We start from the raw sequence: 24,393 nt of genomic DNA, 5'->3' as shown, positions 1-24,393 counted from the left end.
GCACTGAATTTTGAATTTCAATCAGCAGAGTAGGCGTCAATTAGTGCATCTTTTTATCGAAATGGAGAATTTCTTAGGTGGTAAGGTAGATGCTAGATCAATCTTTATTGACTTTGGAGAATGTATGAAAATGGCTGGCATTGACAGCAGTCGAATTGATGCAATGGTTGCTCAGTTAAAAGCGACGGCTGCGAAAATGGAGGCGGGGAGCGGAATTAGTCGCACCGAAGAAAGCGATGCGCCCAAGCGCATAGACTTTGCAGATGCCCTGAAAGCGTCATTAGATCAGGTAAACAAAGTTCAACTGACATCGCAGCAGTTAGGAGAAAAATTTGCTCTGGGAGACGATAAAGTCAGTTTATCTGATGTCATGATTTCAATGCAAAAAGCAAATATTTCATTTCAGACGACTGTGCAAGTCAGAAACAAATTGATCACTGCATATCACGACATCATGAATATGCAGATCTGATCTTAAGCAGAGATGAATTGATCGGTATTTCAGCGGATTCCAGTCATTTTGGAATTCCGCTCCCGTTCTAATTTCATGATGTAGCGTTGAACACTGGTCAGCACTGAATTTGATAAATTGAAAAACTGGCAGCCTATACGACGATTAGTTTTCCCATTTAATAAAACCAGGTCTTGAGAGTTTCTGATTTGCAGCGCTACATCAATCAGGCCAATTGTCGGCAAATCCAGTTTACAGTGCTCATAGATTTTTCCTGGGGTGCAGTCAAGGATTTTTCTCTCGTCAAGCACGGCAATACCACCGCAACTGATATCGACCAGAGATAATTTCAAAACTTCAATACTATCATTCACCTCAACAGAAAAGCTTACTTTAATCGGCGTTGAGACTGGAGTATTGATTCGATAATACTCACGTCGTTGCAGTCGGATCAGGTTTGACGGGATGCTGAATTGTAAAGCTGGGCGGTTCTCAAATTCGGCACGATGGACACCTGTTGTGGAAAACTGAATGCCGATCTTATCCAGCAGCCCCTCAAATGAAACGCGGTGTGCTTCAATTATTCGCTGGTTGGCCAGTTGGCCGGGGGCGCAATCAACTATTACAGTACTATTATTATCGTCAACGTGTAAAATGGACGTGATAAATACTTCCGCCCCATCGTGAATCAACATACTGATGAGCTGGTTGCTATCTTTCAGCCCGCGCAATAAGGAAATAATTTCCCTGCGAGAATCGACCTGAAAAGGACTTTGGTTTTCAGTCCCGAGAGAAGGAGGGGATTGCATGTTTTTTATTTGCTCTTATCTGTCAAAATTTTAAGATGGTAGAGGTAGTACGGTTCAGGGTGTCTCCTGCTCGACCCCGGACTTTTCTTTGTCTATATGGTAAAGCCAAGCGAGCAGTTCTGCAACAGCGATATATAGAACCGGGGGAATGTTTTCGTCCAGATCGACTTTCATCAATAAAGATACCAACTCTTTTGATTCGTGGACGTGGACTCCGTGTTCTTTCGCCCTGCTGATTATCTCATCAGCAATTATTCCCTTGCCTTTGGCAACAACCCGTGGAGCACTATCCCCGCTATGGTAAGCGAGTGCGACTGCGTGTTTATCGGCGGGCTTATTTGCTGTCATTTTTTCTGACACTCAGGCTATCCAGAATCGTGTCTAAAGAGGACAGGGCGGACGATAGTTGCCCAGCGTGAGTTTTAAGGGCGCTTACAGTCTCTTCATTTTCTGCATTGATATTTAAGCTTAAATGATTTGCACGAAAATTAAACGTTGCTGAAACTGTGCCCAGAGAGGGTAAATCAAACTTGACGGTACTTTGCCAGTAATTATTGTCGTCAGGTGAAAATTCGCTGGTTTGATGAGAAGGCTTATCTCTCTTGATTTCCCATTTCATGTATTGTCCAGGGAAAAGCTCGCCTTGCCAACGCAGGCTTTGATTTTCCAAGGTTCGCAACTGTTGCTGGATGAGCTGAAGTAATTCTTTATTTCCTGAGATAAGATTGCTTTCCCCGCCGCTAATATTCTGCTTCAGTGCAGAAAGCATGGACTGCGGCTCTGTTAGTAAATCACTGAGCTTTATTTTTCCGTCCACCCATTCTGCGAGGTGAGATTCGTAAAAGAGGCCACTCTGGCTGATTTTTTTTTCTAATAATACAGCCGTTTTTTCGATGCTATTTAAATCGGCCTGCGAGTTTAGTATTGCAGTTTTTCCGACAATCGCGTTGCTTTCGGTACTTGCATCTCCAGACTGCAGAATGGTGCCAATCAGTTTGCTGGCCGTACTTAAAAAAGTAACGCTGCTGTCCGATTGAATACCAGCCTCCAGATGGGGGAGGGCTGACGTGGATTGGGGGATTGTTTTTATTTGCGCTAACTTGCTCGCATCTTCCAGCCTTGCCTGGGGCGAAGCTGAAAAATCAGATAGCGTTTTTTTGCCAGGTGTGTAGGTTTGCCCGGCAATGAAGCTTTCTGGGATTTGAGATTTACTTTCTAAGGCAAACGTTGGTTTCGGATCTGTTGAAATTAAACGCAACGAGACTGAGTCTCCCTCCTTAACGCCTTCCGGGAGTTGCATGCGAACGCTAAAATTAGCGACCCGGACAGTAAAGCTGCCGTCCTTTTGTCGGTTGAGGATTTCCCCTTTGAGTTGCTGACCTACAACGAGTTGTGCAAGTTTTGAGGCAACTTCCTGCTTGAGCGAATGGAGTCCCGAACTCGCTGATGCCGCCTCGATATCGGCAGTCGTAATCGAATTATCGAGGCGGTATGGCATATCTGTTACGCCGAGCTTGCGGCTCCATAAGTGTGATTCAGTTTGCGTTCGGCACTTGACGCTTTCATCAGATTAGACAATTCAGCCATCCACGGTTCTGTAATGTCGCGAATTTCTTTATCGTCGGCCAGTATTTTTTTTATGACACGAATTTTTCGCTCTTTGAGTTCCGGAGGTAAGAATGCCGGACTCTCATTATCACGAATTTTTTGAACCTTTGAGCTGCAATCGTTTTCCAGCTCCGTCAATTGTTCCCAGTCGCGGTTGCGGGCGGCATTCAACATTTGATCAGTGAGTACGGCAATATTCTCGTACAGCTTAATAATTTCTATGCTTTCCATTATGAATCAGGCCTCAAAAACGTGAACTTGTCGTGGTTGTAAAGGATCGTGTTCGCTGATCGCCGGCTGCGTTGGTGCTTGCGCTGCGGGTTCTATGGTTTCCCATGTTTGTTTCAGATCACGTAATAAAGTTTGCACTTCCAGTAATTTTTCTTCATCTTTATTCAAATTTCCCAGCAATAGCTGTCTGCTCATATATTCATACAGCGCATCCAGATTGAGTGCAATTTCACCGCCCACTCGCTTATCCAGGCTGGCACGCAAGCCGTTATCAATAATGGAAATAGCGTGGGAAATTGATTTTCCTTTTGCTGCAATCTCTCCCTTTTGCATTTGCTGTAAAGCATTTCCAATCGCTGTGATCGCACCATCGAATAACATGACGATCAGTTTGTGGGGGCTGGCAGCTATGACGCCGGTTTCCACACCAATTTTTGTATATGCACTTGCACCATAGGATTTTGATGAGCCAAACATAGCTAGTCCTTTGAGTTTTCTAAATTATCAGTTGCTTGTTACTTATTCGTTGAACCGTTCAGAATGCCAATCTGAGCAGTTAAAAAGCTTTGTGTTGCATTTAATTTCGAAATGACGGAATCAAGAGCAGAATATTGCGCCTGAAGGCGGTTCTGGGTTTTAAGCAAGCGCGCATTCAGCTCGTCGGTTTGTTTCTGTAGTGACGCTAATGTCGTGTTAATACCTTTTGTTGCACTACTGATCGTGCCTGTCGTTCCAAGGAAACTGGTGACAAGATTATTCAGTTTGTATGCGTAACCCTGAGAAAAACTGACTTTGCCGCGGTCACCCGTTGCACCGCCGTTCACTAAGATTTGCAAGCCTTCAGAAGGTGAGCCGGATGCGCCAGTCAATATTTGACCTAAACCTGTCGCTGAGACGCCGTTTAATGTACCGGCGACATTTTTTCCCGTTGTTCCTGTGCTGACTGTTCCAGTCAATGCACTGACACTCGTGCCAGCGTTACTGGTCAGGCTGACATTGGACGCACTACCAAAACTTCCTGAAGTAATATTCAAGAAACCATTGCTGTCAATTGAGGTGGTAACCGTGACACCTGCATTGGAGAAACTGGCAGTACCATTGACAGACGACTGTATCATCGAAGCGAGTTGTGACGCGGTGTAGTTTCCTGCCGCTAAACTCACTGTGCCGGAGAGTCCGTCAATTTTGACATCAATTTTTGTGCCCGCAGCAATCGTAGTTGATGCCGAATTCAAGTTGACATCACCGGTTAACACACCTTGCGTGGCAATCTGCGTTACTTTGATTGCATAGTCGCCAGGCTGTGTTGCGGCCGTGGAGCCGGACAAACTGGTCAGACTATCTGTTGTTTTGCCCATTGCCGAAAACAATCCGCCGACATCATTAAAATTATTTGTCAATGCGGTCTGCAGTTTGCTGGAGTCAACTGCTAGTGATCCGTCTTTCTGAAAGCTGATGCCGATCTGCGCCAGACTGGTGAAGCCTCCACCCAGACCATTTACTGCGGTTGACAAAGTGTTTCGTACCTGATTTTGAATTGCCTGGACAGTTGGGTCGCCAAGTAACGCCCCCGCAGCTTTTGTCGTTGGATTATATGAAGTCAGTTGTGCAATCGTGCTGTTCAGACTGTTGTACGCAGAGACAAAAGAGTTAATGCTATTTTGCACTGCCGATGTATTGGTATTGACTGCAATCGATGTGGTGCCAATTTTCTGAGCGCTGATTGTCACACCCTGAATGGCCGTTCCGACCTTATTGCTCGCGCTGGATACGGCAATGCCGTTGACGGTCAGGTTGGCATTCTGACCAGTAGTCACTTCTTTGAAATTCTGGGAGCCTGCGGGATCATAAGAAAGCAGATTTTGCAGATTCGCATCTCCGGCAACACTGATTTTCAAACTTGATGTTGCACCTGTTGAGGTCGAATTCAGCACTAAATGATAAGGAGTCGCACTGCCGTCACCGACGATGGATGCATTCACGCCGATTTTTGCGTTATTGATGGCATCCCGGATGCCTTGCAGTGAATTATTTGTGCTATCAATCGTTACTGTGCCTGTTGCCTGACTTGCATCTTGTGTGAACGTTGCTCCACTATATATTCCGCCAGTCTGAGTGCCACCTGAAATACTGCCGAACTGAAAGCTTAACGTTGTGCTGGCACCACTGCCGATGGAGGCTGTAGTATTGATTTGTCCTGCGCTGGATATAGTCTGAGACTGTGCAAGTTGCGTCACATTAACGTTGTAATTGCCAACACTGGCGGTGCTGCTTGCTGTAACTGAGGCAACTGCTGTATCACTTGCTGTTGCTGCGAGCGTCTTAAAGGTGGACGCACTGCTCAGTGCAATCAGGGAAGACTGGAAGGAGCTGACAGAACCACTTAAAGCGCCTAATGCAGTGACATCCGCCTGATAACTTGTTTGTTTTTTCTGAATAGATGCTAGCGGCAGACTCTCAATGGCCATGAGCTTGCTGACAATGGTGTCAACGGGAAGTCCAGAACCTACACCGGTGGATTGTATGGCCACAATAATTCTCCTTTTGAGGTCCTTACTATATCAAATCTGATTCTTGTTCAATTGAGATGAAAGAAGGGGTTTTACCTGCTATTTTAAAAAGATCGTTACCGATTAAGCTTCGTTCTTAATGAGTAATCCTTTTAATTTATCTAAGGATTTAGATATTTCAAGTGCCTCTTCCGTTGGAATCTGGCGTAACACCTGATTTGTTTGCTGATCAATAATTTTGACAACAACACGCTTACTGTCAGTATCGACGCTGAAGCGTAAATCCTGTGAGCGAGCCTGCAGCGCATCGTTAATATGAGCGATTGCTTTATTAACTTCGGTGCTGTCAAATTTCTTATTCTCAGAATTGTCGACTGCAGTTGCCGTGGGTGCGCTAATGTTATTAGCAGGAGGGGCTGACCGTACGTTGGTGACGGCAGTTTTGTCACTGATCAATTGCCCCGATTGAGGCGGGTTGCCAATCGATGGGATGTCCATGATCATTTCCTTCAAAGTTAGATTCCCCTGATCATAACTGATCAGGGGAATTATCTACATCAATAGAAAACTGAAGCTATTGATTAACGCAGCAGTGCGAGAACACCGTTAGGTAATGAGTTAGCTTGAGCCAAAATTGCAGTACCAGCTTGTTGCAACACTTGAGAACGAGTCATATTTGCTGTTTCCGAAGCAAAATCGGAGTCTTGAATACGGCTACGTGCTGATGCCAAGTTTTCTTGTGATGTTTGCAAGCTGTTGACAGCAGAAGTGAAGCGGTTTTGTATCGCACCCAAAGAAGCGCGTGAACTATTGACCGATGCAATCGCCGAATCGATGGTTGCCAGAGCTGACTGCGCCCCTGCCGCCGTACTCAGATTCAGAGAGGATACACCTGCACCGACTGTGACTGCTGCTGAAGTGAAGCCACCTGTCAAGTTTGCTGCTGTCAAACCTGTACCTGTACCATTTGCCAGAGTAATACCAGCAGAGCTTGTGGAAGACAGGGAAAGTGTCGATGTAGCAATGTCTGTCGCACCAGTTGCAGATACGGTGATACCTGTATTGGCTGCAGCTGCAGCTGCATTAGTACTTGCTGTAACTGTGATATTACGTCCATCTGCAGCTGCCAGGGCAACAGCACCAGTTGTTGTATCAAATGTAGCTGATACGCCAGTTTGTGAGCTGATCGCATTAACAGCAGCAGCAACTTGTGCGCCACGTTGAGCGCCGGAAGTCGAGGCGCTCAATGCACCCAGATTGACACCGTTAATTGTGATGTCGCCAGAAGCGATTGCTGTTGCGCTTGTTGATGCTGTACCGGCAACTGTTGTAGAACCAACTGTTGCTGTCACACCAGTTTGACCACTGATTGCGTTAATTGCTGCAGCTTTAGCAATACCACTACCAGTTGCATTAGAGAAGGATACGCCATCACTAGCAGATGCGCCGACTTGGTAACCGTTGATCGACAAGTCACCGGATGCCAGAGCTGTCGTTGTTACAGCACCCGCACCTGCTACAGTTGTTTTGTAGCTGGATGTGGAGCCAACACCGAGAGACGATGATTTTGCACTGGCAATTGCTGAAATGCTGATCTGATCGTTTGAGCTGCCGTTTGCACCAACCTGGAATGTTTGGTTTGCAAAGCTACCGTCAAGCAGATTCACACCGTTAAAGTTAGAAGAGCTTGCAACACGGTTGATTTCAGAGATCAACTGGCTGGCTTCGTTATTCAGGGATGCGCGGTCTGATGCACTGTTAGAGCCGTTGGCTGCCTGAACTGCCAGATCACGAATACGTTGTAAGTTGGAACCGATTTGTTGCAGATCGCCCTCAGCTGTCTGAGCCAGAGAGATACCGTCATTCGCATTACGTGCAGCTTGGTTTTGACCATTCAGCTGCGAAGTCATACGTTGAGAAATTGCGAGACCAGCGGAGTCATCTTTTGCGCTGTTAATACGCAGACCGGATGACAGACGTTGCATGGATGTTTGCAAAGAGCCTTGAGATGTAGTCAGGCTGCGTTGTGCATTCATGGATGCAATATTGGTATTGATATATGAAGCCATTTTGATACTCCTTACCTAAGTTATTAAATTCGGCGTTAAAACCTCAAACTTCGGTCTGTCTGTTGACTGTTGCACCGCCGTTGTAAAGGGTTACGGACGGGAATCAAAAACTTTTAGCTAGTTTCCGCAAATAAATACTATTTTTTTTGCTTAAGTTTTTCGCGATATTCCGCTCAACGACAGCTTTTAAAATTTCTTGAGGGCTTAATTTAAATATCTTTCACCCCTTTATTCGGGCTTAAGCATTTATTTTTTCCCTTTAAAATGAATTTCGATGATCATAATGTCCTCGGGAATTATTTTTTGGTCATGTTTTTGGTCTTTGCCACCTTAAAGAGAATAGATAATGAGTAAAGTCGGCTTGCACCCCGGAAATGCATTTAAAGAAGCAAAGGCTTTGTATAAGGCTAATCAGGCAGAAAAAGCGAAAGCACTCTGTCTCCGGATTGTTCAGCAATATCCTTTGCATCAGGACGCCAATTACTTTCTCGCCAAATTAGCTTTTGAAGGCGGCTTGAATGAGGAATCGCTACTTTTTTTACAAAAAGCGTTTTCAGGTGCGCAGCAATTCAACGCAGATAAGCATGCTTATTATCAGGTTCTTAATCGTTATATACAGAGCCGTTCATTTGAACAGCTTGAAATTGCCAGTCTGTGGCTGACCGGATTTAATCCTAAAGATGGTATTGCCTGGGATTACCTTGGCATCAGCCGCCTGGAACAGGGGAAATATCCCGAAGCCTACGAAGCGCTTCAACACGCCGTGGCGCTATTGCCGAACAATCCTCATGTGCTGGCGAATATTGGTAACGCGCTGATATCTTTGGAGCGTTGTGCCGAGGCAGCTACTTATTTGCGGAAAGCGGTCTCAATTGATCCGGCGATGGTGGTGGCGCAGAATAATCTTGGCAATGCCTTGCGCATGATAGGACAGACGCAGGCTGCCGTAGATACTTTGCAGATTGCGGTACGTCTTAATCCCGGTCTTGCTTATGTTTACAATAATTTAGGCCTGGCATATCGTGAGAATAATCAATACAGCGAGGGCATCAAGTGTTTTTATACTGCACTGGAATTGCAGCCCGATCTGATTCAGGTGTATCCGAACCTGATCGATGCCCTGAGACAGAATGGCGAGGTGCAGCGTGCGATTGAATGCGGTAATGAAGCGATGGATCGTTGCGCGAATATCCCGGAATTCTGGGGTGGCTACGGCGATGCCCTGCGCGAGGCTAATCATCTCGATCCTGCGATTGAGGCCTACATGCGGGCGCTGTCATTTAAAAAAGACTCGCAGTCTTCGTTTAATCGCAAAATATTCAGCAATTTACTGTTCTGCTTAAATTACCACCCAGATTTACCCGCAGAAGCCATTTTCGGCGCATATCAGGATTTCGATCAGCGTTTTGGTTTGCCAAATAAAGTCTTCTGGCGTCCTTTTGATAACGTACGCGATCCAAATAAGCGTTTGAAGGTCGGTTATGTCGCGCAGGCGTTTTATAACCAGGTCTGTAAATATTTCCTGTTGCCTTTGCTGGAAAAACACGATAAAAGTCAGGTCGAAGTTTATGCGTATGCGAATCCGCCGTTTGAAGATGAGACAACGGAATATTATAAAAAGTCGGTTGATCACTGGATCTACACCCGCGAAATGACGGATGCAGAACTGGCAGAACGTATCCGTGCAGACGGCATCGACGTGTTGATCGACGTTGCGGGGCACACAAACAGCAATCGCCTCGGCGTCTTTGCGCGCAAACCTGCGCCGGTTTCGCTGCATTGGCTGGAATACGGCTACACCACGGGTTTGACTGCGATTGATTATTACCTGACGGACAAAGCTACCGTTACCGATAACTGCGCCCACCTGTTTTCTGAAAAAGTCTGGTGTCTGGATGGCCCAGCGTATACCTATCGTCCGGATGTACGTAAAGCGGAGCTGGTGCCACCGCCTGTGCTGGAAACGGGCGTGATTACTTTTGGCAGCCTGTCGCGCTCAGTCCGTATCAATCATAAGGTTGTGAAGGTCTGGTCAGCGATACTGGACGCGATGCCGAATTCTCGTCTGATTATTAATAGTGGCGACTTTAAAGACGTCAAAGTGCAGGATGAAATGGCATCGCGTTTCATGCAATACGGCATCGACAGGTCCCGGCTGGAGATCGGTTTTACCAGCCCATCATGGGAAGTCTTGAAGCAAATTGATATCGGCCTCGACTGTTTTCCGCATAATTCCGGTACGACGCTGCTGGAGAGTATTTATATGGGTATTCCTTTCATTACGCTGGCTGATCGTCCATCCGTCGGACGTATTGGTGCCAGCGTGTTAAGGGGGGTGGGCCGCGACGAATGGGTGGCACAAACTGAAATGGAATATGCGCAGAAAGCCCTGATCCTCGCACACGATGTTGATGGTCTTGTGCATTTACGGCAGACGCTGCGCGCCGAGATGGAAGCCTCACCATTGATGGATGAGCCAGGTTTTGCCCGTGATGTTGAAAAAGCCTATCGCGGCATGTGGGAGATTTACTGCAAGGAGAATGCGCAATGAAAGCAGTGATTCTGGCCGGTGGTCTGGGAACACGAATCTCAGAAGAAACCCATCTCAAGCCCAAGCCGATGATAGAAATCGGCGGCCATCCGATTTTGTGGCACATCATGAAGAGCTACTCATCGCATGGGGTGAATGAATTTGTGATCTGCTGTGGTTATAAAGGCTATCTGATCAAAGAGTATTTTGCGAACTACTTTTTGCACATGTCGGACGTCACCTTCGATATGCAACACAATCGCATGGAAGTGCACGAAAGACATGCCGAACCATGGAAGGTCACGCTGGTGGACACCGGCGAAGACACGATGACAGGCGGGCGGCTCAAACGTGTGGCGCGCTATGTGCAGGATGAAGAAGCATTTTGCTTCACTTATGGCGACGGTGTGTCTGACCTCGATATCGCTGCCTCAATCGCATTCCATAAAAATCACGGCAAGCTTGCAACTGTCACGGCGGTGTTACCACCGGGGCGCTACGGTGCGCTGGAGCGTGACGGCGATCAGGTCGCCGGTTTTACGGAAAAACCTCGCGGCGATGGCGGCTGGATTAATGGCGGTTATTTTGTGCTGTCTCCCAAAGTGCTCGATTTTATTGGTGACGACAGCGTCAGCTGGGAAGCGGAGCCCTTGGCCAGATTAGCGCAACAGCAGCAACTCATGGCCTACGAACACGCTGGTTTCTGGCAGCCTATGGACACGCTGCGCGAGAAAAATCTGTTGGAAGATTTGTGGCAATCAGGGCAGGCACCATGGCGAACATGGTAAATACCAGCGTAGTCAGTCTTGGGGAAGTCAGCGCATTTCCTGCATCTGAACCCAGCTTCTGGCAGGGGCGACGGGTCTTGCTGACCGGGCACACTGGTTTTAAGGGCGCATGGCTGGCATTCTGGTTGCTGCGTATGGGCGCGACAGTGACTGGACTGGCACTGGCGCCGCGTACCTCGCCTGATTTATTTGATGCGCTGGGCTTGGCAGGGCGCATGCAGAGTCACATTGGTGATATCCGCGATGCTGCGCTGGTGCGTCAGATTGTGGCCGAAAGTCAGCCGGAAATCGTTTTGCATCTGGCGGCGCAGGCGCTGGTGCGGCCTAGTTATAAAGATCCGCTGGATACTTTCTCCAGTAATGTGATGGGCACCGCCAACGTGCTGGATGCTTTGCGTGGCGTGAACAGTGTTCGCGTGGCGCTGATGGTGACGACTGATAAAGTCTATCGTAACCGCGAGTTGTTGACGCCGTATCCAGAGACAGCAGAGTTGGGCGGCCATGATCCGTACAGCGCGAGTAAAGCCGCTTCTGAATTAGTAATTGCCGGTTATCGCTCGGCATTTCTGGCAGAGCAGGGCGTGACGGTTGCGGTCGCCAGAGCGGGTAATGTGATCGGTGGCGGTGACTGGTCGGAAGATCGCTTACTGCCGGATGCAGTGCGTGCATGGCAAAAGCATGAACGTCTGCAGATACGTCGCCCGGAATCAGTGCGGCCGTGGCAACATGTACTGGAGCCCGTCTCGGCTTATCTGACCCTGGCGCAACGGGCTTACCATTTGCCGGGGCTGGGCGAAGCCTGGAATTTTGGGCCGGACGAAGTCGCCACCGTGCGTGAAGTTGTCGAACTGGCGCAGGGCGCTTATGGTGGCGGAGAGGTCGATTTCGCTCACGACATCATTGGTCCGCATGAAGCAGGTTTGCTGGCGCTGGATGTCAGCAAGGCGCGCCGCGAGTTGGGTATACGTTCGCGCTGGGATTTGCAGAGCGCGGTGCGCCGCACGATGTGCTGGTATCGCGATTTTGAGCAAGGCGTGAGTGCCAGCGATTTGTGCGAGCGCGATCTGGACGCATTTTTACTCGGTACAGAATAAGGACGCCGCCAGAAAATCCGGTGCAAAGGTAAGTAGAAAGAGGAAAAAAGCAGGAAAATGGCTTCTATATACTCCCCCGGGTATATTTCAAGCTCCTTTGTTTTCAAGGAGATGAGAGGGAAATTTCTCAAAAGTGGGGGGAGTATATGAAAACAGGCAGCGATAACGCCAAATCAGGATAGTGAATGTCGGGCTGATGAAGATAAAAATGTATGGCACAACGATTTGAACTGTTGACGACACCGATCATCGGTTTGTCGCTCTTGCAGCGTCGGCCGCTGGCGGATGCGCGCGGCTATTTTCAGCGCCTGTTTTGCGCAGAAGAACTGGTGGAATTCGGTTGGACGCAGGGTGTCGCGCAGGTGAATCACACACAGACGCTGGAAAAGGGCAGTGTGCGCGGCTTGCATTTGCAATTGCCCCCGCACGCCGAAATGAAACTGATTACCTGTCTGCAAGGAGCGGTCTGGGATGTCGCCGTCGATTTGCGCAAAGATTCCCCTACTTTTTTACAATGGCATGCCGAAGTGCTGTCTGCCGAGAATAAGCGCTCATTCCTGATACCACAAGGGTTTGCGCATGGTTTTCAGACACTGACGGATCATGTTGAAATGTTGTATTGCCATAGTCACGCCTATCAGCCGACGGCGGAAATGGGATTAAATGTCTTTGACGAGCGGCTGGCGATAGGCTGGCCTTTGCCGGTGACGGCGATGTCTGACAAAGACCGGCAGTGGCTGTTGCTGGATGATGATTTTGAGGGAGTGAGCGTATGAAATGTCGGCATTGTGGTCAGGCTCTGACACAGCCTTTTCTGGATTTGGGGAGCGCGCCGCCGTCGAATGCTTACCTGACTGCGGAAGCATTGCATCAGGCTGAAGTCTGGCTACCATTGACACTGATGGTGTGCGATGCATGCTGGCTGGTACAGACGCTGGATTTTACCGGACGCGAAAATCTGTTTGATGCCGACTATGCCTATTTCAGCTCATGTTCGTCGAGCTGGTTGCGTCATGCTGAACAATTTGTCACGACCATGCGCGCGCAGCTGGCGCTTGATTCCCAGAGTTTGGTGGTGGAAGTGGCGGCGAATGATGGCTATCTGTTGCAATACGTTCAGGCGGCAGGCATTCCCTGCCTGGGCATTGAGCCTACGCAGAGCACCGCCAATGCTGCACGAGCCAAAGGTATTCCGGTCGTTGAGCGCTTTTTCGGGCGTGAGCTTGCCGCAGGATTGGTCGCGCAAGGGCAGTCGGCGGATCTGACGGTGGCCAACAATGTGCTGGCGCATGTGCCTGATATTAATGACTTCGTCGCCGGATTTGCACTGTTGTTAAAACCCGAGGGCGTGGCCAGTTTTGAGTTTCCGCACCTCTTAAACATGGTGCAGCAAAATCAGTTTGATACCGCGTATCACGAGCATTATTCGTATTTGTCTTTGCATGCGGTGCAAACGATATTCGAGCGTAATGGTTTGCAGATCATTGATGTCCAGGAGTGGCCTACACATGGAGGCAGTTTGCGCGTGCTGGCGCAACGCTTAGATGTAAAAGCCAGAGCCGTGCAACCTGGCGTTGGCGATATTCTTGCGAAAGAACGTGATGCCGGTATGAATGCGCTGCCGTTTTACCGTGATGTGCAAAGCAGGGCGGAGCAGGCGAAATTCGATCTGTTGGAATTCCTGCTCGATTGCAAGCGCCAGAATCTGCGCGTTGCTGCCTACGGTGCTGCTGCCAAAGGAAACACCCTGCTGAATTTTTCCGGCATCCGGCCTGACTTATTGCCTTATGTGGTGGATATTAATCCGCACAAGCAGGGTAAGTTTCTTCCCGGTAGCCGGATTCCGATTGTCAGTCTCGCGCATTTGCTGGCCGACAAACCTGACAGAATTCTGATTTTGCCGTGGAATTTGCAGGACGAAATCATGCATGATCTGGCGGCCGTCAAAGAATGGAATGCCCGTTTCGTCGTCGCTATTCCACAATTGCATCTTCTGTAAAGGAGCTTATTGTGATCGAGATTCATCCCGATGCGCGTATTTCCAAGCTGGCAGATATTGAAGATTCTGTGCGCGGCACCCGCATCGTTATCGGTGCGTTGTCCAGTATCGACAGCTTTGTCAAATTCAAACCCGCGGGCGGCAGCGGTGATGTCGTGATCGGAGAGCGCACCACGATTAATTCTGGTTGCGTGCTCTACACAGGCAATGGCATTCGCATTGGCAACGATGTGGCGATCGCGGCAAACTGTACTTTTGCCCCCGTCAATCATGCGTATCAGGATAAAAGCCGACGGATCAATCAGCAGGGCTTCTTGCCAAGCAAGGGCGGTATTGTGATTGAAGATGATGTATGGATCGGTGCTAATTGCGTGATTCTTGATGGCGCTGTGCTGCGGCAGGGTTGTGTCATTGGCGCGGGTTCTGTCGTGCGCTCTGAGGTGCCCGCTTTTTCGATTAATGTCGGCGTTCCTTTACGCCGGGTCGGGTGGCGTGAATGAGCGTGCCGACCGCAGCGATGCATGCCACTCTGATTGGCGGTCATGGATTTGTCGGGCGCCATTTACAGGCGCAATTGCGCAGTCTTGGCTGGACCTGCGATGTGCCGTTGCGCGATGATGTGAGCTTGTTTCAACGCGATCTTGGACACGTCTTTTACTGCGCTGGTCTGACGGCAGATTTTCGTCAGCGGCCGTATGACACGGTAGAAGCGCATGTCGCATTGTTGTCGAACGTATTGCAACAGGCTTCTTTTCTGAGCTTGACTTACTTATCCAGTACGCGGGTATATGCCGGGGCAAGCACGACGGATGAGGGGGCGGCGTTACAGGTACGCTCCCACGTTTCCGGCGATCTGTATAACATTTCCAAGCTGATGGGCGAAAGCTTGTGTCTGAATAGTCAGCGCGATGTCCGGGTCATTCGTTTATCGAATGTTTATGGACTACATATGCCAGCACAGAATTTTCTGTCTGATGTGCTGACATCGGCAGCGAAAGACAAGTGCGTTGTCTTTCGCAGTTCGCCGCAATCACAAAAAGATTACATCGCCGTGCAGGATGTGGTGCGTTGTCTGCCCATCATTGCACAATACGGCGAAGCAGGAATTTATAATCTGGCCAGCGGCTGCAATGTGTCGAATGCCGAAATCGCCAGCATCTTGCAGAGGCAAGGAGTACGCTGCAAATTTCAAAACAATGCGCCAGATATCTTGTTTCCCACCATGAACGTTGCAAAATTACATGCGCTTTGCGGCGCGTCTCACCACGAACTGGCAACGGATTTGCCTACCCTTTACTCACACTATTGCGAGACACCATGAACCCTATTCAGCAATTTGAAGCCGAACGCGCAGCGCGCATAGAACAACTTGGGCAAGACCATGCGTTTCAGGCGCAGTCCCGCGACTGGCTTGAGCAGAGCATGCGCAAACAGTATGTATATAATTTTTCGTGGCTGGGACGTCCTATCATCCAGAATCCCATCGACATACTGGCGATGCAGGAACTGATGTGGACGGTGCAGCCTGATCTGGTCATCGAGACAGGTATTGCACATGGCGGCTCTATCATTTTTTCTGCGTCTATGCTGGAGCTGATTGCTGCATGTGGTGGCAACCCCGATGCACGCGTTCTGGGCATTGATATCGATATTCGTGAACACAATAAGCAGGCGATACTGGAGCACCCGATGTCGAAGCGCATCACGATGCTGCAAGGTTCAAGCGTGGCACCGGAGATTGTCGCGCAAGTGCATGCTGCCGCCAAAGATAAGCAAAAAGTGATCGTTTTTCTCGATTCGAATCACACCCATGAGCACGTCCTGGCTGAACTCGAAGCGTATGCACCTTTGGTCAGCAAAGACAGCTACTGCGTGGTGTTTGATACCTTTGTCGAAGATGTTCCGGCTGATGTATTTGACAGCCGCCCATGGCAGCCAGGGAATAGCCCTAAAACAGCAGTGCATCAGTATTTGCAGACTCATCCTGAATTTGAGATCGACAAGGCGATGCAACATAAATTGCAAATCACGGTCGCACCGGATGGTTTCCTCAAACGGATTGCTTAATGTGATGCACAAAGCAGCGGCGCTCACAAACAGGCGTTGTATGTTTCGCTGAGTGAGATGATGAATACAAAAAAGGCCGCGATATCGCGGCCTTTTTGTTTCGTTCGTTTATGCGTATCAGTATCAGTTTGCTTTGACCACCCGGTTTTTCCCTGATTGTTTTGCTTCATACATCGCCTTGTCAGCACGTTTGATCAGCGTTTCCTGAGCCTCGTGCGGCATGCGAAGGGCGACGCCGGCGCTGAACGTGATAAACAGGCGTTGTTCATCTGCAGTGAAGAAATGCTTGGTCAGTTCGCGCTGCACTCTGACCATCGCCTGGGCTGCTTCTTCTAAGCCGGTCTCTGGCATGATAATGATGAATTCTTCACCACCCCAGCGGGCGATGACGTCAATGGAGCGCAAGGTTTGTTTTACTACCCGCACCAGATGCACCAGCGCTTCGTCACCGGCGTTGTGGCCGTGAGTATCATTGAGTTTTTTGAAGTTATCCAGATCCAGCATGGCGATACAAAGCGGCGTGCTGCGCCGGTCAGCGCGATCAGCTTCGCGCTCAAAGATATCTTCCATGCCGCGCCGGTTCAGACTGCCTGTCAACTGATCCTCGCGTACCAGTTCACTCATTTGCGCCAGCTTATCTTCGAGACCTTTAATTTTTTCTGCAGCTTCGGTCACTTCTTTCTGCGCGGCGACGATGATGTCCCGTGAGCGCAGGGTTTCTGACTGCACGACCCGGGTTTCATCCAGAATGTTGCCAATGATGTTGCTGACTTCGTTGGCATCGCTGGTGTTTCTGATTTTGTTTGCGTAGAGATCCATCTTGTCCTGATAGACGCCGGCACTGGTTGCCATTGTATTGAGTCTGTCGATAAACGCCGCCATCATATTTTTGACAGAGGTATTCGACTCATCAATACTATTTTTAAGCACGCCCTGTTTGTAGATGACGTCTTTCAGGCTGCGGGTTGCTTCCTGCAGTGCGCGATGATCTATCGGGCCGGAAATCAGATTTTGCACGACTTCAATCTGACCGCGCAGCCAGTTGTCGTTGTCGAGCAGATCGTGAATATTCGTCAGTAACAAATCGAATAAACGCAGTAGTAATTCATGTTGCTCAGCGCTGTCGCCGCTTTGTAGTTCAATCTGAAAGCAAAGTTGCTTCAGGCGGCTGGCAACCTGATTTAATTCAGGCTCATTATTCGCTTCTCTGACTGCCAGACCCAATGCTTCCGATTCGGTCGCAAGAGCTGGATTGGGTTTCAGCAAGGAACTGAGAGCTAATGTCAGCGTACGATACAGTAAGTCTTTCAGTACGCGTCGGCATGGGTCATCTTGCGCTGGTATATCGACCAAAGAAATCGGCGCAGAGTTGCTGATCACGGAAGGCGCAGGATCAACGAGGCTGATCTGATTGGTCGGGGCAGGTGGTTCCGTAATGCGTTGCGTCAGCAGTTCCAGGCCTTTACTGTAATCATCCCAGTTGCCGGTTTTAACGGCGCGACTGAACCGATGGCCAAAAGTAGATAAATCGCTTTGTGATGCTTGCAGGCTGCTGGCAAAGTTTGCCAACAGATTTTCGGCCTCTGAAGGTTTATCGGTTTGTTGTATCGTTTCGGGCGTCGTTGTGGCAGGCGCTTCCTCGCTGATGCCTGCTACTTCGTTATACAGTTTTCGGTAAGCATCGGGGGTCGGCGCAATCCTCTGTATCGCTAATTGACGAAACGTCTCACGTGCGATGTCTGAGGGACTTTTGAATTGTGACGAAGGAGGTTTGGTCGACATGTAGTCTGGTCAAAAACGATAAGCGGTGAACGATAAACAACAAAACGATAAACAACAAAAAATACTCAATCGACAAGCTGATTCTTGATTGCGTAATGTGTCAGTTCTGCATTGTGCCGCAATTTCATCTTTAACAAAATCCTCGCGCGGTATTCACTGATGGTTTTTACTGACAAAGATAATTCTTTGGCAATGTCACTCACCGATTTACCTGATGCGATCATCGTCAGAGTCTGAAATTCACGATCTGACAGTGTTTTATGTGGCTCATCCTCATGCTCCTGATTCAGGTTGTTTGCTAACTCCTGAGCCAGTGCCGTACTGATGTATTTCAAGCCATTCGAAACTTGTCGGATGGCAGCCAGGATCTCATCACTGCCACAATGCTCGTTGAGATAACCGGATGCGCCAGCCTTCAGGCACCGTATTGCATACTGATCTTCGCGAAAATTCGAAAACATCAAAACATTCACTTCCGGCTTTTCAGCTTTGATTTGCTTCAGAACTTCTATGCCATTTTTATCGGGCAGTGCGATGTCGAGCACCATCACATGGTAATCGAGTTTTCTGGATAAACGCACCGCATCGAGCCCGCTGCTTGCTTCGCCCACGACCGCAATATCAGGCGCGGCGGCAATGATTCCTTTTATTCCTTCTCTGACCACCACGCGGTCATCCACAATCATTAACTTAATTGACGCATATTCAGCCATGCATATTCCATTTCTATCTCAGACCTTCGCTATTATGGGAGTTTTACTTTACAGTGAGAAGTCTTGGTACTCGCCAGAATCTGCGCTGTGATCATTGTTCAGAGTTGATCGGAACAGCGCGATCGCTTATTTTATAAGGGATGGCAGAGCTGCGGTAAGAAGATGATGATTAATTTGATCTGCTTCGGCAGAAGATAAAATAAATGAGTAAAGCTTTTATAAAAGAATCTGAGCAGGACGACGATGAAGAGATCGGCGCTCCTGCAATTCCTGCCGGTGCAAAGAATTACATGACGCCGGAAGGCCATCAGCGGATGAAAGACGAGTTCTTGCGTCTGATTGATGTTGATCGCCCGGAAGTGGTGAGTATTGTTTCTTGGGCCGCTTCGAATGGCGACCGTTCTGAAAACGGCGATTACATCTACGGGAAGCGACGCTTGCGTGAAATCGACCGGCGCATACGCTTTTTAAGTAAGCGTCTGGATATCGCGGAAGTGGTTGATCCTCGCGTGCATCATGGTTCCGATCAGATATTTTTCGGGGCAACTATTGTTTATGAAAATTTACAGGGTGAAGAAATTACGATCACTATTGTCGGCGTGGATGAATTTGATCCGCTGCAAGGAAAAATCAGCTGGATTTCTCCGGTTGCCCGCGCGCTGACCAAAGCGCGTACGGGGGACACTGTGATACTGAAAACACCGGCGGGAGTCGATGAGTTGACGATACTGGATGTCATTTATCCAGCGTAAATTGACTCAGAACGATCAGCGTACTGCGAACCTCATTTACTACTTATACGGCATACACGATGGCACTTAACTATACCGATATCAACCATCCTTTGCGGATTCCTCTGGCTGCCGAGGTGCATTCGCGCCCATCATTGCGCCTGAATGCGCCTGAGGTGCTGACCCATATCGCGGTTTTTGCGCATAACCAGGGGCGCATCGACGGCGATAATCTGCATGTGCAATTGCAGATACTCAGTGAATTTTGCGGATATTTCGGTGTCGCTTGTCCCGGTGGCGATGCTAAATATTTTTTCCATGATTTTGGTCGCTTCCGTCTGAAATGGGAATGTCATACCGAGTTTGCGACCTATACGTTTCTGGATAATCCGGAAGACCCAACCCTGGCAGCCGTAGCGATAGCGGATATTGCGCAAGTGTTTGCAAAAGTGCCGTTGCGACATGTGCCGCAACAATGGCTGGCTGGATTGCAAGGAAAAGTGATGGTGGCTGCCCACGTGGCCCTGATTCCTGCCGCAACCCCTGTTGATGCCACGCCGCCGGCCGGTACGGTAACGATGCGCGGGATGTTTGAAGGCAGTGTGTTAGTCGGCAGCCAGGTGATTGATCGCGGTCAGGTCTGGACAGATTTTCTGATTCAGGCTGACGGTTTTAGCCGTTTCATCGTCAAGGATCAGGGCTTTCTCGATCAGCAGGCGGGACGTACTGTGCAGCGCATACTGGAAATTGAAACCTACCGCATGATTGCCTTACTTGGTCTGCCACAAGCGCAGGCGGCAGCGCCGGTATTGAATGCAATTGAAAACGAGTTGGTGCAGATCACATCTACCATGACGCTCGCAAGCGGCAGCGATGGTGAGCTGGCTGATACCGATGCTGAACAGGGTGTCTTACGGCAAATTATTGATCTGGCGGCGCGCATAGAAAAGCTGGCGCTGGAAAACAGCTATCGTTTTTCGGCGTCCAAAGCGTATTTCAGTCTGGTGAATGCGCGTATCGGCGAGCTGCGCGAGTCGCGGATTGATGGTATCCCTACGATAGAAGAATTCATGGAGCGTCGCCTCGCACCGGCAATGCATACCTGTGAGGCGATTGTACGCAGACAGGAAGCGCTGGCTGCCAGAATTGCGCATACCAATGATTTATTGCGCACCCGTGTCGGCATCGTACAGGAACAGCAAAATCGCAAAATCTTGCAAAGTCTGAATGCGCGGGCAGCACAACAACTGCGTTTGCAACAAGCAGTCGAAGGGCTGTCTGTCGCCGCGATCAGTTACTACGTTGCCGGCTTATTTTTATACACCGGCAAAGGCATGAAAGCCATGGGGCTGGAAATTAATCCAGATTTGCTGACCGGAGTTCTGATACCCGTGATTGCCGTCTGTGTCTGGCTGGGCTTGCGGCGCATGCATAAAAAACTGCATTGAATTGTATTGAACGTTTTTTTTGCGGGGCGTTGGTCTGCCGATAAACACAGCGCTCAGCAAGGTAATTGCCCTATCGATCAATGGTGCAATCGGGGCAATTTAGTCTGCGGCAACTGGATGATTGAACGATAAACCCTGGAAACTGACGTAAATATACTCCCCGGAGTATATTTAAAGGCCCAGTCAATTCGCCGACAATAAGGGGGTTTTCTTTAAAAACAGGGGGAGTATATTAAAAACTGCTGTTTTCAGACGGAATGTGGCGGGATGTAATTCAGAAAATGGTTCAGACGCGCACGACGCGGATGACGCCACTCAGATGCTTGATGCTGCGCATAATCTTTGCCAGATGGCCGCGATCTTCCACCTGAATCGTGAAATGGATGTTCGTCATATCATTGGCGTCGCCATCTTCCATATTTACATGGCTGATATTTGCTTCCGATTCACCGATGCCAGCGGCAATGCGTGCTAATGCGCCGCGTTCATTATTCACAGTGACGATGATGCGGGTATCAAAACTGCGATTCAGTTCTTCGCCCCAGGTGACGTCGATCCAGCGGTCAGGCTCTTTGAAATGCATGCGTTTTGCATGTTCACAGTCATCGGTATGCACCACCAGCCCTTGGTCGCGTTTTAACTGGCCGATGATATTGTCGCCCGGAATAGGCATACAACATGGCGCAAGTTGTACTGATAAACCTTCACTGCCATAAATAATGACAGGCTCGCGCTTGTAATTTTGTTTGTCGCCAAACTGTTGGAACGGGAAAGGCGAATCGTCTTCGACCAGATCCAGAATATGTCGTGCGACCAGCGTTGCCATACGTTTTCCTATACCGATATCAGTATAGATTTCATCCATCTCTTTGGCGGTGGATTCATTGAGTAATTTATCGACCAGCGTGCCCGGTAACTCCGGATTCAGATTGACTGCCACCAGCGCCTGAGCGAGCAACTGTTTACCCAGTTCAGTCGATTCATTCAGGTTGATCGTGCGCAGATAATGGCGAATCGCAGAACGGGCTTTGCCGGTACGCACATAAGTCAGCCAGTTGGGTGTCGGACGAGAACCGGGCGACGTAATGATTTCGATGATGTCACCATTTTTTAATTCTGAGCGCAACGGTACCGGTTCGTGATTGATGCGCGTCGCAATCGCCTGATTGCCGATGTCGGTGTGAATGTTGTACGCAAAATCCAGCGCCGTAGCGCCACGTGGCAGGGCGATGATCTTGGATTTCGGTGTGAATACATAGACCGAATCCGGGAACAGATCGATCTTCACGTGTTCTAAAAATTCTGCCGAATCGCCCGTCTGTTTCTGGATGTCGAGTAAAGACTGCAGCCATGCATGCGTGCGTTGCTGCAAATCCGTCAGACTACCTTCGGCGTCTTTGTAGAGCCAGTGTGCTGCCACGCCTGATTCGGCTACGCGGTGCATTTCCTGGGTGCGAATCTGAAACTCGACCGGCGTGCCATACGGGCCGATCAACGTGGTGTGCAGCGATTGATAACCGTTAGTTTTAGGAATGGCGATATAGTCTTTAAACTTGCCGGGCATGGGCTTGTACAGCGCATGCAGAGTACCGAGGGCGTAATAACTCTCACGGAAATTTTCGACGACAATGCGAAAACCGTAAATATCTAATACCTGAGAAAAACTCAGATGTTTATCCTGCATTTTGCGGTAAATGCCATATAGCGTTTTTTCTCGGCCATAGACCTCCGCATTCAGCCCCGCTTCTTTCAGCGAGTTCTTCACTGCTTCCAGGATTTTGCTGACGACTTCACGACGATTACCACGTGCGGCTTTCACTGCTTTGGATAAAGTCCGGTAGCGCATCGGATACAAATGCGAGAAGGCTAAATCCTGTAATTCGCGATAAATATTATTGAGGCCAAGTCTGTGCGCAATCGGCACATAGACGTCCATCGTTTCGCGTGAAATACGGCGTTTTTTTTCTGAGCGCATCACGCCCAACGTGCGCATATTGTGCAGACGGTCCGCCAGTTTAACGAGAATCACACGCACATCGCGCGCCATCGCCAGCAACATTTTGCGGAAATTTTCTGCCTGCGCCTCGATCTGGCTCTGAAATTCGATTTTTTCGAGTTTCGATAAACCATCCACTAGTGTCGCTACCGGCGCACCGAAACGTTCTATCAGTTCTTCTTTTTTGACATCCTGATCTTCCATGACGTCGTGCAACAGCGCCGCCATGATGGCTTGCACATCCAGCTTCCATTCGGCGCAGATTTCGGCGACAGCGATAGGATGCGAAATGTAGGGCTCGCCGGATTTACGCACCTGACCCAGATGCTTTTCATCAGAAAAACGATAAGCCTCCTTAATCAGCTTGAGGTCGCCCGGCGACATGTATTCTGCGAGACGTGCAGAAAGTGCCGTGGTTGAGGCGACACCGACAATAGGTGCAGGCGCGGGGGCCTTTACATTGGCTTCAGTCGAAGTTGCGGCGTTTTTTTTTGCGCTGCTCTGCGGCGTGGCCGCTGATGGAGAGGGGGCAGTATCAGGTTCGGCCGGTTTGCTCAGAGATGAAGAGGTTTCTGTTGCGTTCATTCTGTTTTTTCCGGCCGATAAAGGTGGGTACTTTGATTTTTCGCGTAACGCGAAATTACATAGGAACTTTTTTTAGCATCTCAATACCGATTTTGCCGGCAGCGATTTCGCGCAGGGCAACAACGGTTGGTTTGTCTTTTGCTTCAACCTTTGGTGTGTGACCTTGCAATAACTGGCGAGCGCGATAGGTTGCGCACAGTGTCAGCTGGAAACGGTTAGGGATTTGTTTCAACGCGTCTTCAATGGTAATACGTGCCATATTTTTTCCTAAATACAAATGATACAAATAATTTTTTGAATTAATTCGGGTTGGCGTGGATGCCAAGCTGGGCAAACAATTCGCTGTTCCGTGTCGCCTGTTGAGTAAATCTGCAGCGGGTCGCTTTAACGATCGCGTTCAATTCAGACAACGCAGTGGTAAAGTCTTGGTTGATAATAACATATTCGAACTCGGGGGAGTGCGCCATTTCTCCGCCAGCGGCCAAAATCCGGCGTGTAATGACGTGAGGCTCGTCTTGCCCTCGTTTTTTCAGGCGTTCTTCCAGTGCCGGAATCGATGGCGGCAAAATGAAAATGCCGACAGCACCTGGAAATTGTTTGCGTACCTGCTGTGCGCCTTGCCAGTCAATCTCCAGCAACACATCCGTACCCGCGCGCATCTGCTCTTCGATGATCAGGCGGGAGGTGCCGTAGTAATTACCGTGAACTTCGGCATGCTCGAGAAATTCTCCGGTTTTTTCACGGGCAACGAAGTCTTCGACGGTCGTGAAATGATACTCGCGGCCATCCTGTTCGCCCGGGCGCGGAGGACGTGTCGTGGACGAAATGGATAACTTGATTTGTGGCTCCTGCGCCAGTAAAGCATTCACCAGCGTGGATTTGCCGGCGCCTGATGGCGCAGCAACAATGAACAGGCTGCCTGCAGTGGATGTGATAGGGCGCATACGGATCTCTGGTTGGTATCGTCAGTGAAACATGAGGC

General features: G+C 49.2%; 24 protein-coding genes. 11 read left to right on the top strand and 13 right to left on the bottom strand.

The window, feature by feature from the left end; all coding sequences use genetic code 11:
* The first annotated feature begins 10 nt into the window (after nucleotides 1-10).
* Nucleotides 11-472 (top strand): flagellar hook-basal body complex protein FliE, encoded by a 462-nt coding sequence (gene fliE, locus H8K38_RS03975; RefSeq protein ID WP_370587050.1) that lies wholly within the window; start codon nucleotides 11-13, stop codon nucleotides 470-472.
* Between the two features lie 29 nt (nucleotides 473-501).
* On the opposite strand, the gene H8K38_RS03970 is transcribed toward fliE, so the two are convergent.
* From H8K38_RS03970 to H8K38_RS03935, 8 genes are all read right to left on the bottom strand, one after another.
* Nucleotides 502-1,260: a flagellar brake protein gene (locus tag H8K38_RS03970; protein ID WP_186883512.1), complete on the bottom strand. Its 759-nt coding sequence runs from the start codon at nucleotides 1,258-1,260 to the stop codon at nucleotides 502-504.
* Between the two features lie 54 nt (nucleotides 1,261-1,314).
* Complete coding sequence (locus H8K38_RS03965; RefSeq protein ID WP_186883773.1) at nucleotides 1,315-1,608, bottom strand: EscU/YscU/HrcU family type III secretion system export apparatus switch protein; 294 nt, start codon at nucleotides 1,606-1,608, stop codon at nucleotides 1,315-1,317.
* Nucleotides 1,595-2,758 (bottom strand): flagellar hook-length control protein FliK, encoded by a 1,164-nt coding sequence (locus tag H8K38_RS03960; RefSeq protein WP_186883511.1) that lies wholly within the window; start codon nucleotides 2,756-2,758, stop codon nucleotides 1,595-1,597. The genes H8K38_RS03965 and H8K38_RS03960 overlap by 14 nt, the downstream gene beginning before the upstream one ends.
* 5 nt (nucleotides 2,759-2,763) lie before the next feature.
* On the bottom strand, nucleotides 2,764-3,099 hold the full coding sequence (locus tag H8K38_RS03955) for a flagellar protein FliT (RefSeq protein WP_186883510.1): 336 nt from the start codon (nucleotides 3,097-3,099) through the stop codon (nucleotides 2,764-2,766).
* Between the two features lie 6 nt (nucleotides 3,100-3,105).
* A complete protein-coding gene (fliS, locus tag H8K38_RS03950; protein ID WP_186883509.1) occupies nucleotides 3,106-3,576 on the bottom strand; it encodes a flagellar export chaperone FliS in 471 nt (156 codons plus the stop codon).
* A 38-nt stretch (nucleotides 3,577-3,614) separates the two neighbouring features.
* A complete protein-coding gene (gene fliD, locus H8K38_RS18670) occupies nucleotides 3,615-5,630 on the bottom strand; it encodes a flagellar filament capping protein FliD (RefSeq protein ID WP_186883508.1) in 2,016 nt (671 codons plus the stop codon).
* Nucleotides 5,631-5,732: 102 nt separating this feature from the next.
* Nucleotides 5,733-6,107: a flagellar protein FlaG gene (locus H8K38_RS03940; protein WP_186883507.1), complete on the bottom strand. Its 375-nt coding sequence runs from the start codon at nucleotides 6,105-6,107 to the stop codon at nucleotides 5,733-5,735.
* Nucleotides 6,108-6,190: 83 nt separating this feature from the next.
* Nucleotides 6,191-7,678, bottom strand: a complete 1,488-nt coding sequence (locus tag H8K38_RS03935; protein WP_186883506.1) for a flagellin — start codon at nucleotides 7,676-7,678, stop codon at nucleotides 6,191-6,193.
* Nucleotides 7,679-8,024: 346 nt separating this feature from the next.
* Here H8K38_RS03935 and H8K38_RS03930 point away from each other — a divergent pair, with 346 nt between their 5' ends.
* From H8K38_RS03930 to H8K38_RS03895, 8 genes are all read left to right on the top strand, one after another.
* Nucleotides 8,025-10,229, top strand: coding sequence for a glycosyltransferase family 41 protein (locus H8K38_RS03930; protein ID WP_186883505.1), 2,205 nt, complete (start codon nucleotides 8,025-8,027; stop codon nucleotides 10,227-10,229).
* On the top strand, nucleotides 10,226-10,996 hold the full coding sequence (rfbF, locus tag H8K38_RS03925) for a glucose-1-phosphate cytidylyltransferase (RefSeq protein ID WP_186883504.1): 771 nt from the start codon (nucleotides 10,226-10,228) through the stop codon (nucleotides 10,994-10,996). Before H8K38_RS03930 ends, rfbF begins: the two co-directional genes overlap by 4 nt.
* Nucleotides 10,981-12,090: a CDP-glucose 4,6-dehydratase gene (gene rfbG / locus H8K38_RS03920; protein WP_370587049.1), complete on the top strand. Its 1,110-nt coding sequence runs from the start codon at nucleotides 10,981-10,983 to the stop codon at nucleotides 12,088-12,090. The genes rfbF and rfbG overlap by 16 nt, the downstream gene beginning before the upstream one ends.
* Before the next feature lie 212 nt (nucleotides 12,091-12,302).
* Nucleotides 12,303-12,866, top strand: coding sequence for a dTDP-4-dehydrorhamnose 3,5-epimerase family protein (locus H8K38_RS03915; protein WP_186883503.1), 564 nt, complete (start codon nucleotides 12,303-12,305; stop codon nucleotides 12,864-12,866).
* Nucleotides 12,863-14,089 (top strand): class I SAM-dependent methyltransferase, encoded by a 1,227-nt coding sequence (locus tag H8K38_RS03910; RefSeq protein ID WP_186883502.1) that lies wholly within the window; start codon nucleotides 12,863-12,865, stop codon nucleotides 14,087-14,089. The genes H8K38_RS03915 and H8K38_RS03910 overlap by 4 nt, the downstream gene beginning before the upstream one ends.
* An 11-nt stretch (nucleotides 14,090-14,100) precedes the next feature.
* Nucleotides 14,101-14,589, top strand: a complete 489-nt coding sequence (locus H8K38_RS03905; RefSeq protein ID WP_186883501.1) for an acyltransferase — start codon at nucleotides 14,101-14,103, stop codon at nucleotides 14,587-14,589.
* On the top strand, nucleotides 14,586-15,410 hold the full coding sequence (locus H8K38_RS03900) for an NAD(P)-dependent oxidoreductase (RefSeq protein ID WP_186883500.1): 825 nt from the start codon (nucleotides 14,586-14,588) through the stop codon (nucleotides 15,408-15,410). The genes H8K38_RS03905 and H8K38_RS03900 overlap by 4 nt, the downstream gene beginning before the upstream one ends.
* A complete protein-coding gene (locus H8K38_RS03895; RefSeq protein WP_186883499.1) occupies nucleotides 15,407-16,156 on the top strand; it encodes a cephalosporin hydroxylase family protein in 750 nt (249 codons plus the stop codon). The genes H8K38_RS03900 and H8K38_RS03895 overlap by 4 nt, the downstream gene beginning before the upstream one ends.
* Nucleotides 16,157-16,279: 123 nt before the next feature.
* Here the strand turns inward: H8K38_RS03895 and H8K38_RS03890 are convergent, their stop codons facing one another.
* Together H8K38_RS03890 and H8K38_RS03885 are read right to left on the bottom strand one after the other, a co-directional pair.
* Nucleotides 16,280-17,938 carry a GGDEF domain-containing protein gene (locus H8K38_RS03890; RefSeq protein WP_186883498.1) on the bottom strand — a complete coding sequence of 553 codons (1,659 nt, stop codon included), beginning with the start codon at nucleotides 17,936-17,938 and terminating at the stop codon, nucleotides 16,280-16,282.
* Between the two features lie 65 nt (nucleotides 17,939-18,003).
* Complete coding sequence (locus H8K38_RS03885; protein ID WP_186883497.1) at nucleotides 18,004-18,651, bottom strand: response regulator transcription factor; 648 nt, start codon at nucleotides 18,649-18,651, stop codon at nucleotides 18,004-18,006.
* Nucleotides 18,652-18,854: 203 nt separating this feature from the next.
* Between H8K38_RS03885 and greB the strand changes: the two genes are divergently transcribed.
* Together greB and H8K38_RS03875 are read left to right on the top strand one after the other, a co-directional pair.
* Nucleotides 18,855-19,403, top strand: a complete 549-nt coding sequence (gene greB, locus H8K38_RS03880; RefSeq protein ID WP_186883496.1) for a transcription elongation factor GreB — start codon at nucleotides 18,855-18,857, stop codon at nucleotides 19,401-19,403.
* 59 nt (nucleotides 19,404-19,462) lie between these two features.
* The gene (locus H8K38_RS03875) at nucleotides 19,463-20,830 is read left to right on the top strand and encodes a DUF3422 family protein (RefSeq protein ID WP_186883495.1); all 1,368 of its coding nucleotides are present in this window, start codon (nucleotides 19,463-19,465) and stop codon (nucleotides 20,828-20,830) included.
* 286 nt (nucleotides 20,831-21,116) lie between these two features.
* Here H8K38_RS03875 and H8K38_RS03870 read toward each other — a convergent pair whose 3' ends face one another.
* From H8K38_RS03870 to gmk, 3 genes are read right to left on the bottom strand one after another with little or no spacing between them, the layout of a single operon-like run.
* Nucleotides 21,117-23,411, bottom strand: a complete 2,295-nt coding sequence (locus H8K38_RS03870) for a bifunctional (p)ppGpp synthetase/guanosine-3',5'-bis(diphosphate) 3'-pyrophosphohydrolase (RefSeq protein ID WP_186883494.1) — start codon at nucleotides 23,409-23,411, stop codon at nucleotides 21,117-21,119.
* A gap of 55 nt (nucleotides 23,412-23,466) precedes the next feature.
* Complete coding sequence (rpoZ, locus tag H8K38_RS03865) at nucleotides 23,467-23,670, bottom strand: DNA-directed RNA polymerase subunit omega (RefSeq protein WP_186883493.1); 204 nt, start codon at nucleotides 23,668-23,670, stop codon at nucleotides 23,467-23,469.
* Nucleotides 23,671-23,710: 40 nt separating this feature from the next.
* A complete protein-coding gene (gene gmk, locus H8K38_RS03860) occupies nucleotides 23,711-24,355 on the bottom strand; it encodes a guanylate kinase (RefSeq protein ID WP_186883492.1) in 645 nt (214 codons plus the stop codon).
* Nucleotides 24,356-24,393: the final 38 nt, after the last annotated feature.

This window comes from Undibacterium sp. FT79W (assembly GCF_014284215.1).
Taxonomy (GTDB): domain Bacteria; phylum Pseudomonadota; class Gammaproteobacteria; order Burkholderiales; family Burkholderiaceae_D; genus Undibacterium; species Undibacterium aquatile.
The sequence above is the reverse complement of the archived record's forward strand: the minus strand, read 5'-3'. Positions and strand labels throughout refer to the sequence as shown.

Bases quoted from the DNA above. Each gene is read 5' to 3' on its own strand.
- H8K38_RS03970 (WP_186883512.1), bottom strand. From the start codon at position 1,260: ATGCAATCCCCTCCTTCTCTCGGGACTGAAAACCAAAGTCCTTTTCAG.
- rfbF (WP_186883504.1), top strand. From the start codon at position 10,226: ATGAAAGCAGTGATTCTGGCCGGTGGTCTGGGAACACGAATCTCAGAA.
- gmk (WP_186883492.1), bottom strand. From the start codon at position 24,355: ATGCGCCCTATCACATCCACTGCAGGCAGCCTGTTCATTGTTGCTGCG.
- H8K38_RS03895 (WP_186883499.1), top strand. From the start codon at position 15,407: ATGAACCCTATTCAGCAATTTGAAGCCGAACGCGCAGCGCGCATAGAA.
- H8K38_RS03875 (WP_186883495.1), top strand. From the start codon at position 19,463: ATGGCACTTAACTATACCGATATCAACCATCCTTTGCGGATTCCTCTG.
- H8K38_RS03965 (WP_186883773.1), bottom strand. From the start codon at position 1,608: ATGACAGCAAATAAGCCCGCCGATAAACACGCAGTCGCACTCGCTTAC.
- H8K38_RS03930 (WP_186883505.1), top strand. From the start codon at position 8,025: ATGAGTAAAGTCGGCTTGCACCCCGGAAATGCATTTAAAGAAGCAAAG.
- H8K38_RS03910 (WP_186883502.1), top strand. From the start codon at position 12,863: ATGAAATGTCGGCATTGTGGTCAGGCTCTGACACAGCCTTTTCTGGAT.
- H8K38_RS03885 (WP_186883497.1), bottom strand. From the start codon at position 18,651: ATGGCTGAATATGCGTCAATTAAGTTAATGATTGTGGATGACCGCGTG.
- fliS (WP_186883509.1), bottom strand. From the start codon at position 3,576: ATGTTTGGCTCATCAAAATCCTATGGTGCAAGTGCATATACAAAAATT.
- H8K38_RS03955 (WP_186883510.1), bottom strand. From the start codon at position 3,099: ATGGAAAGCATAGAAATTATTAAGCTGTACGAGAATATTGCCGTACTC.
- H8K38_RS03890 (WP_186883498.1), bottom strand. From the start codon at position 17,938: ATGTCGACCAAACCTCCTTCGTCACAATTCAAAAGTCCCTCAGACATC.
- H8K38_RS03940 (WP_186883507.1), bottom strand. From the start codon at position 6,107: ATGGACATCCCATCGATTGGCAACCCGCCTCAATCGGGGCAATTGATC.
- rfbG (WP_370587049.1), top strand. From the start codon at position 10,981: ATGGCGAACATGGTAAATACCAGCGTAGTCAGTCTTGGGGAAGTCAGC.
- greB (WP_186883496.1), top strand. From the start codon at position 18,855: ATGAGTAAAGCTTTTATAAAAGAATCTGAGCAGGACGACGATGAAGAG.
- H8K38_RS03915 (WP_186883503.1), top strand. From the start codon at position 12,303: ATGGCACAACGATTTGAACTGTTGACGACACCGATCATCGGTTTGTCG.
- rpoZ (WP_186883493.1), bottom strand. From the start codon at position 23,670: ATGGCACGTATTACCATTGAAGACGCGTTGAAACAAATCCCTAACCGT.
- H8K38_RS03900 (WP_186883500.1), top strand. From the start codon at position 14,586: ATGAGCGTGCCGACCGCAGCGATGCATGCCACTCTGATTGGCGGTCAT.
- H8K38_RS03935 (WP_186883506.1), bottom strand. From the start codon at position 7,678: ATGGCTTCATATATCAATACCAATATTGCATCCATGAATGCACAACGC.
- H8K38_RS03960 (WP_186883511.1), bottom strand. From the start codon at position 2,758: ATGCCATACCGCCTCGATAATTCGATTACGACTGCCGATATCGAGGCG.
- H8K38_RS03870 (WP_186883494.1), bottom strand. From the start codon at position 23,411: ATGAACGCAACAGAAACCTCTTCATCTCTGAGCAAACCGGCCGAACCT.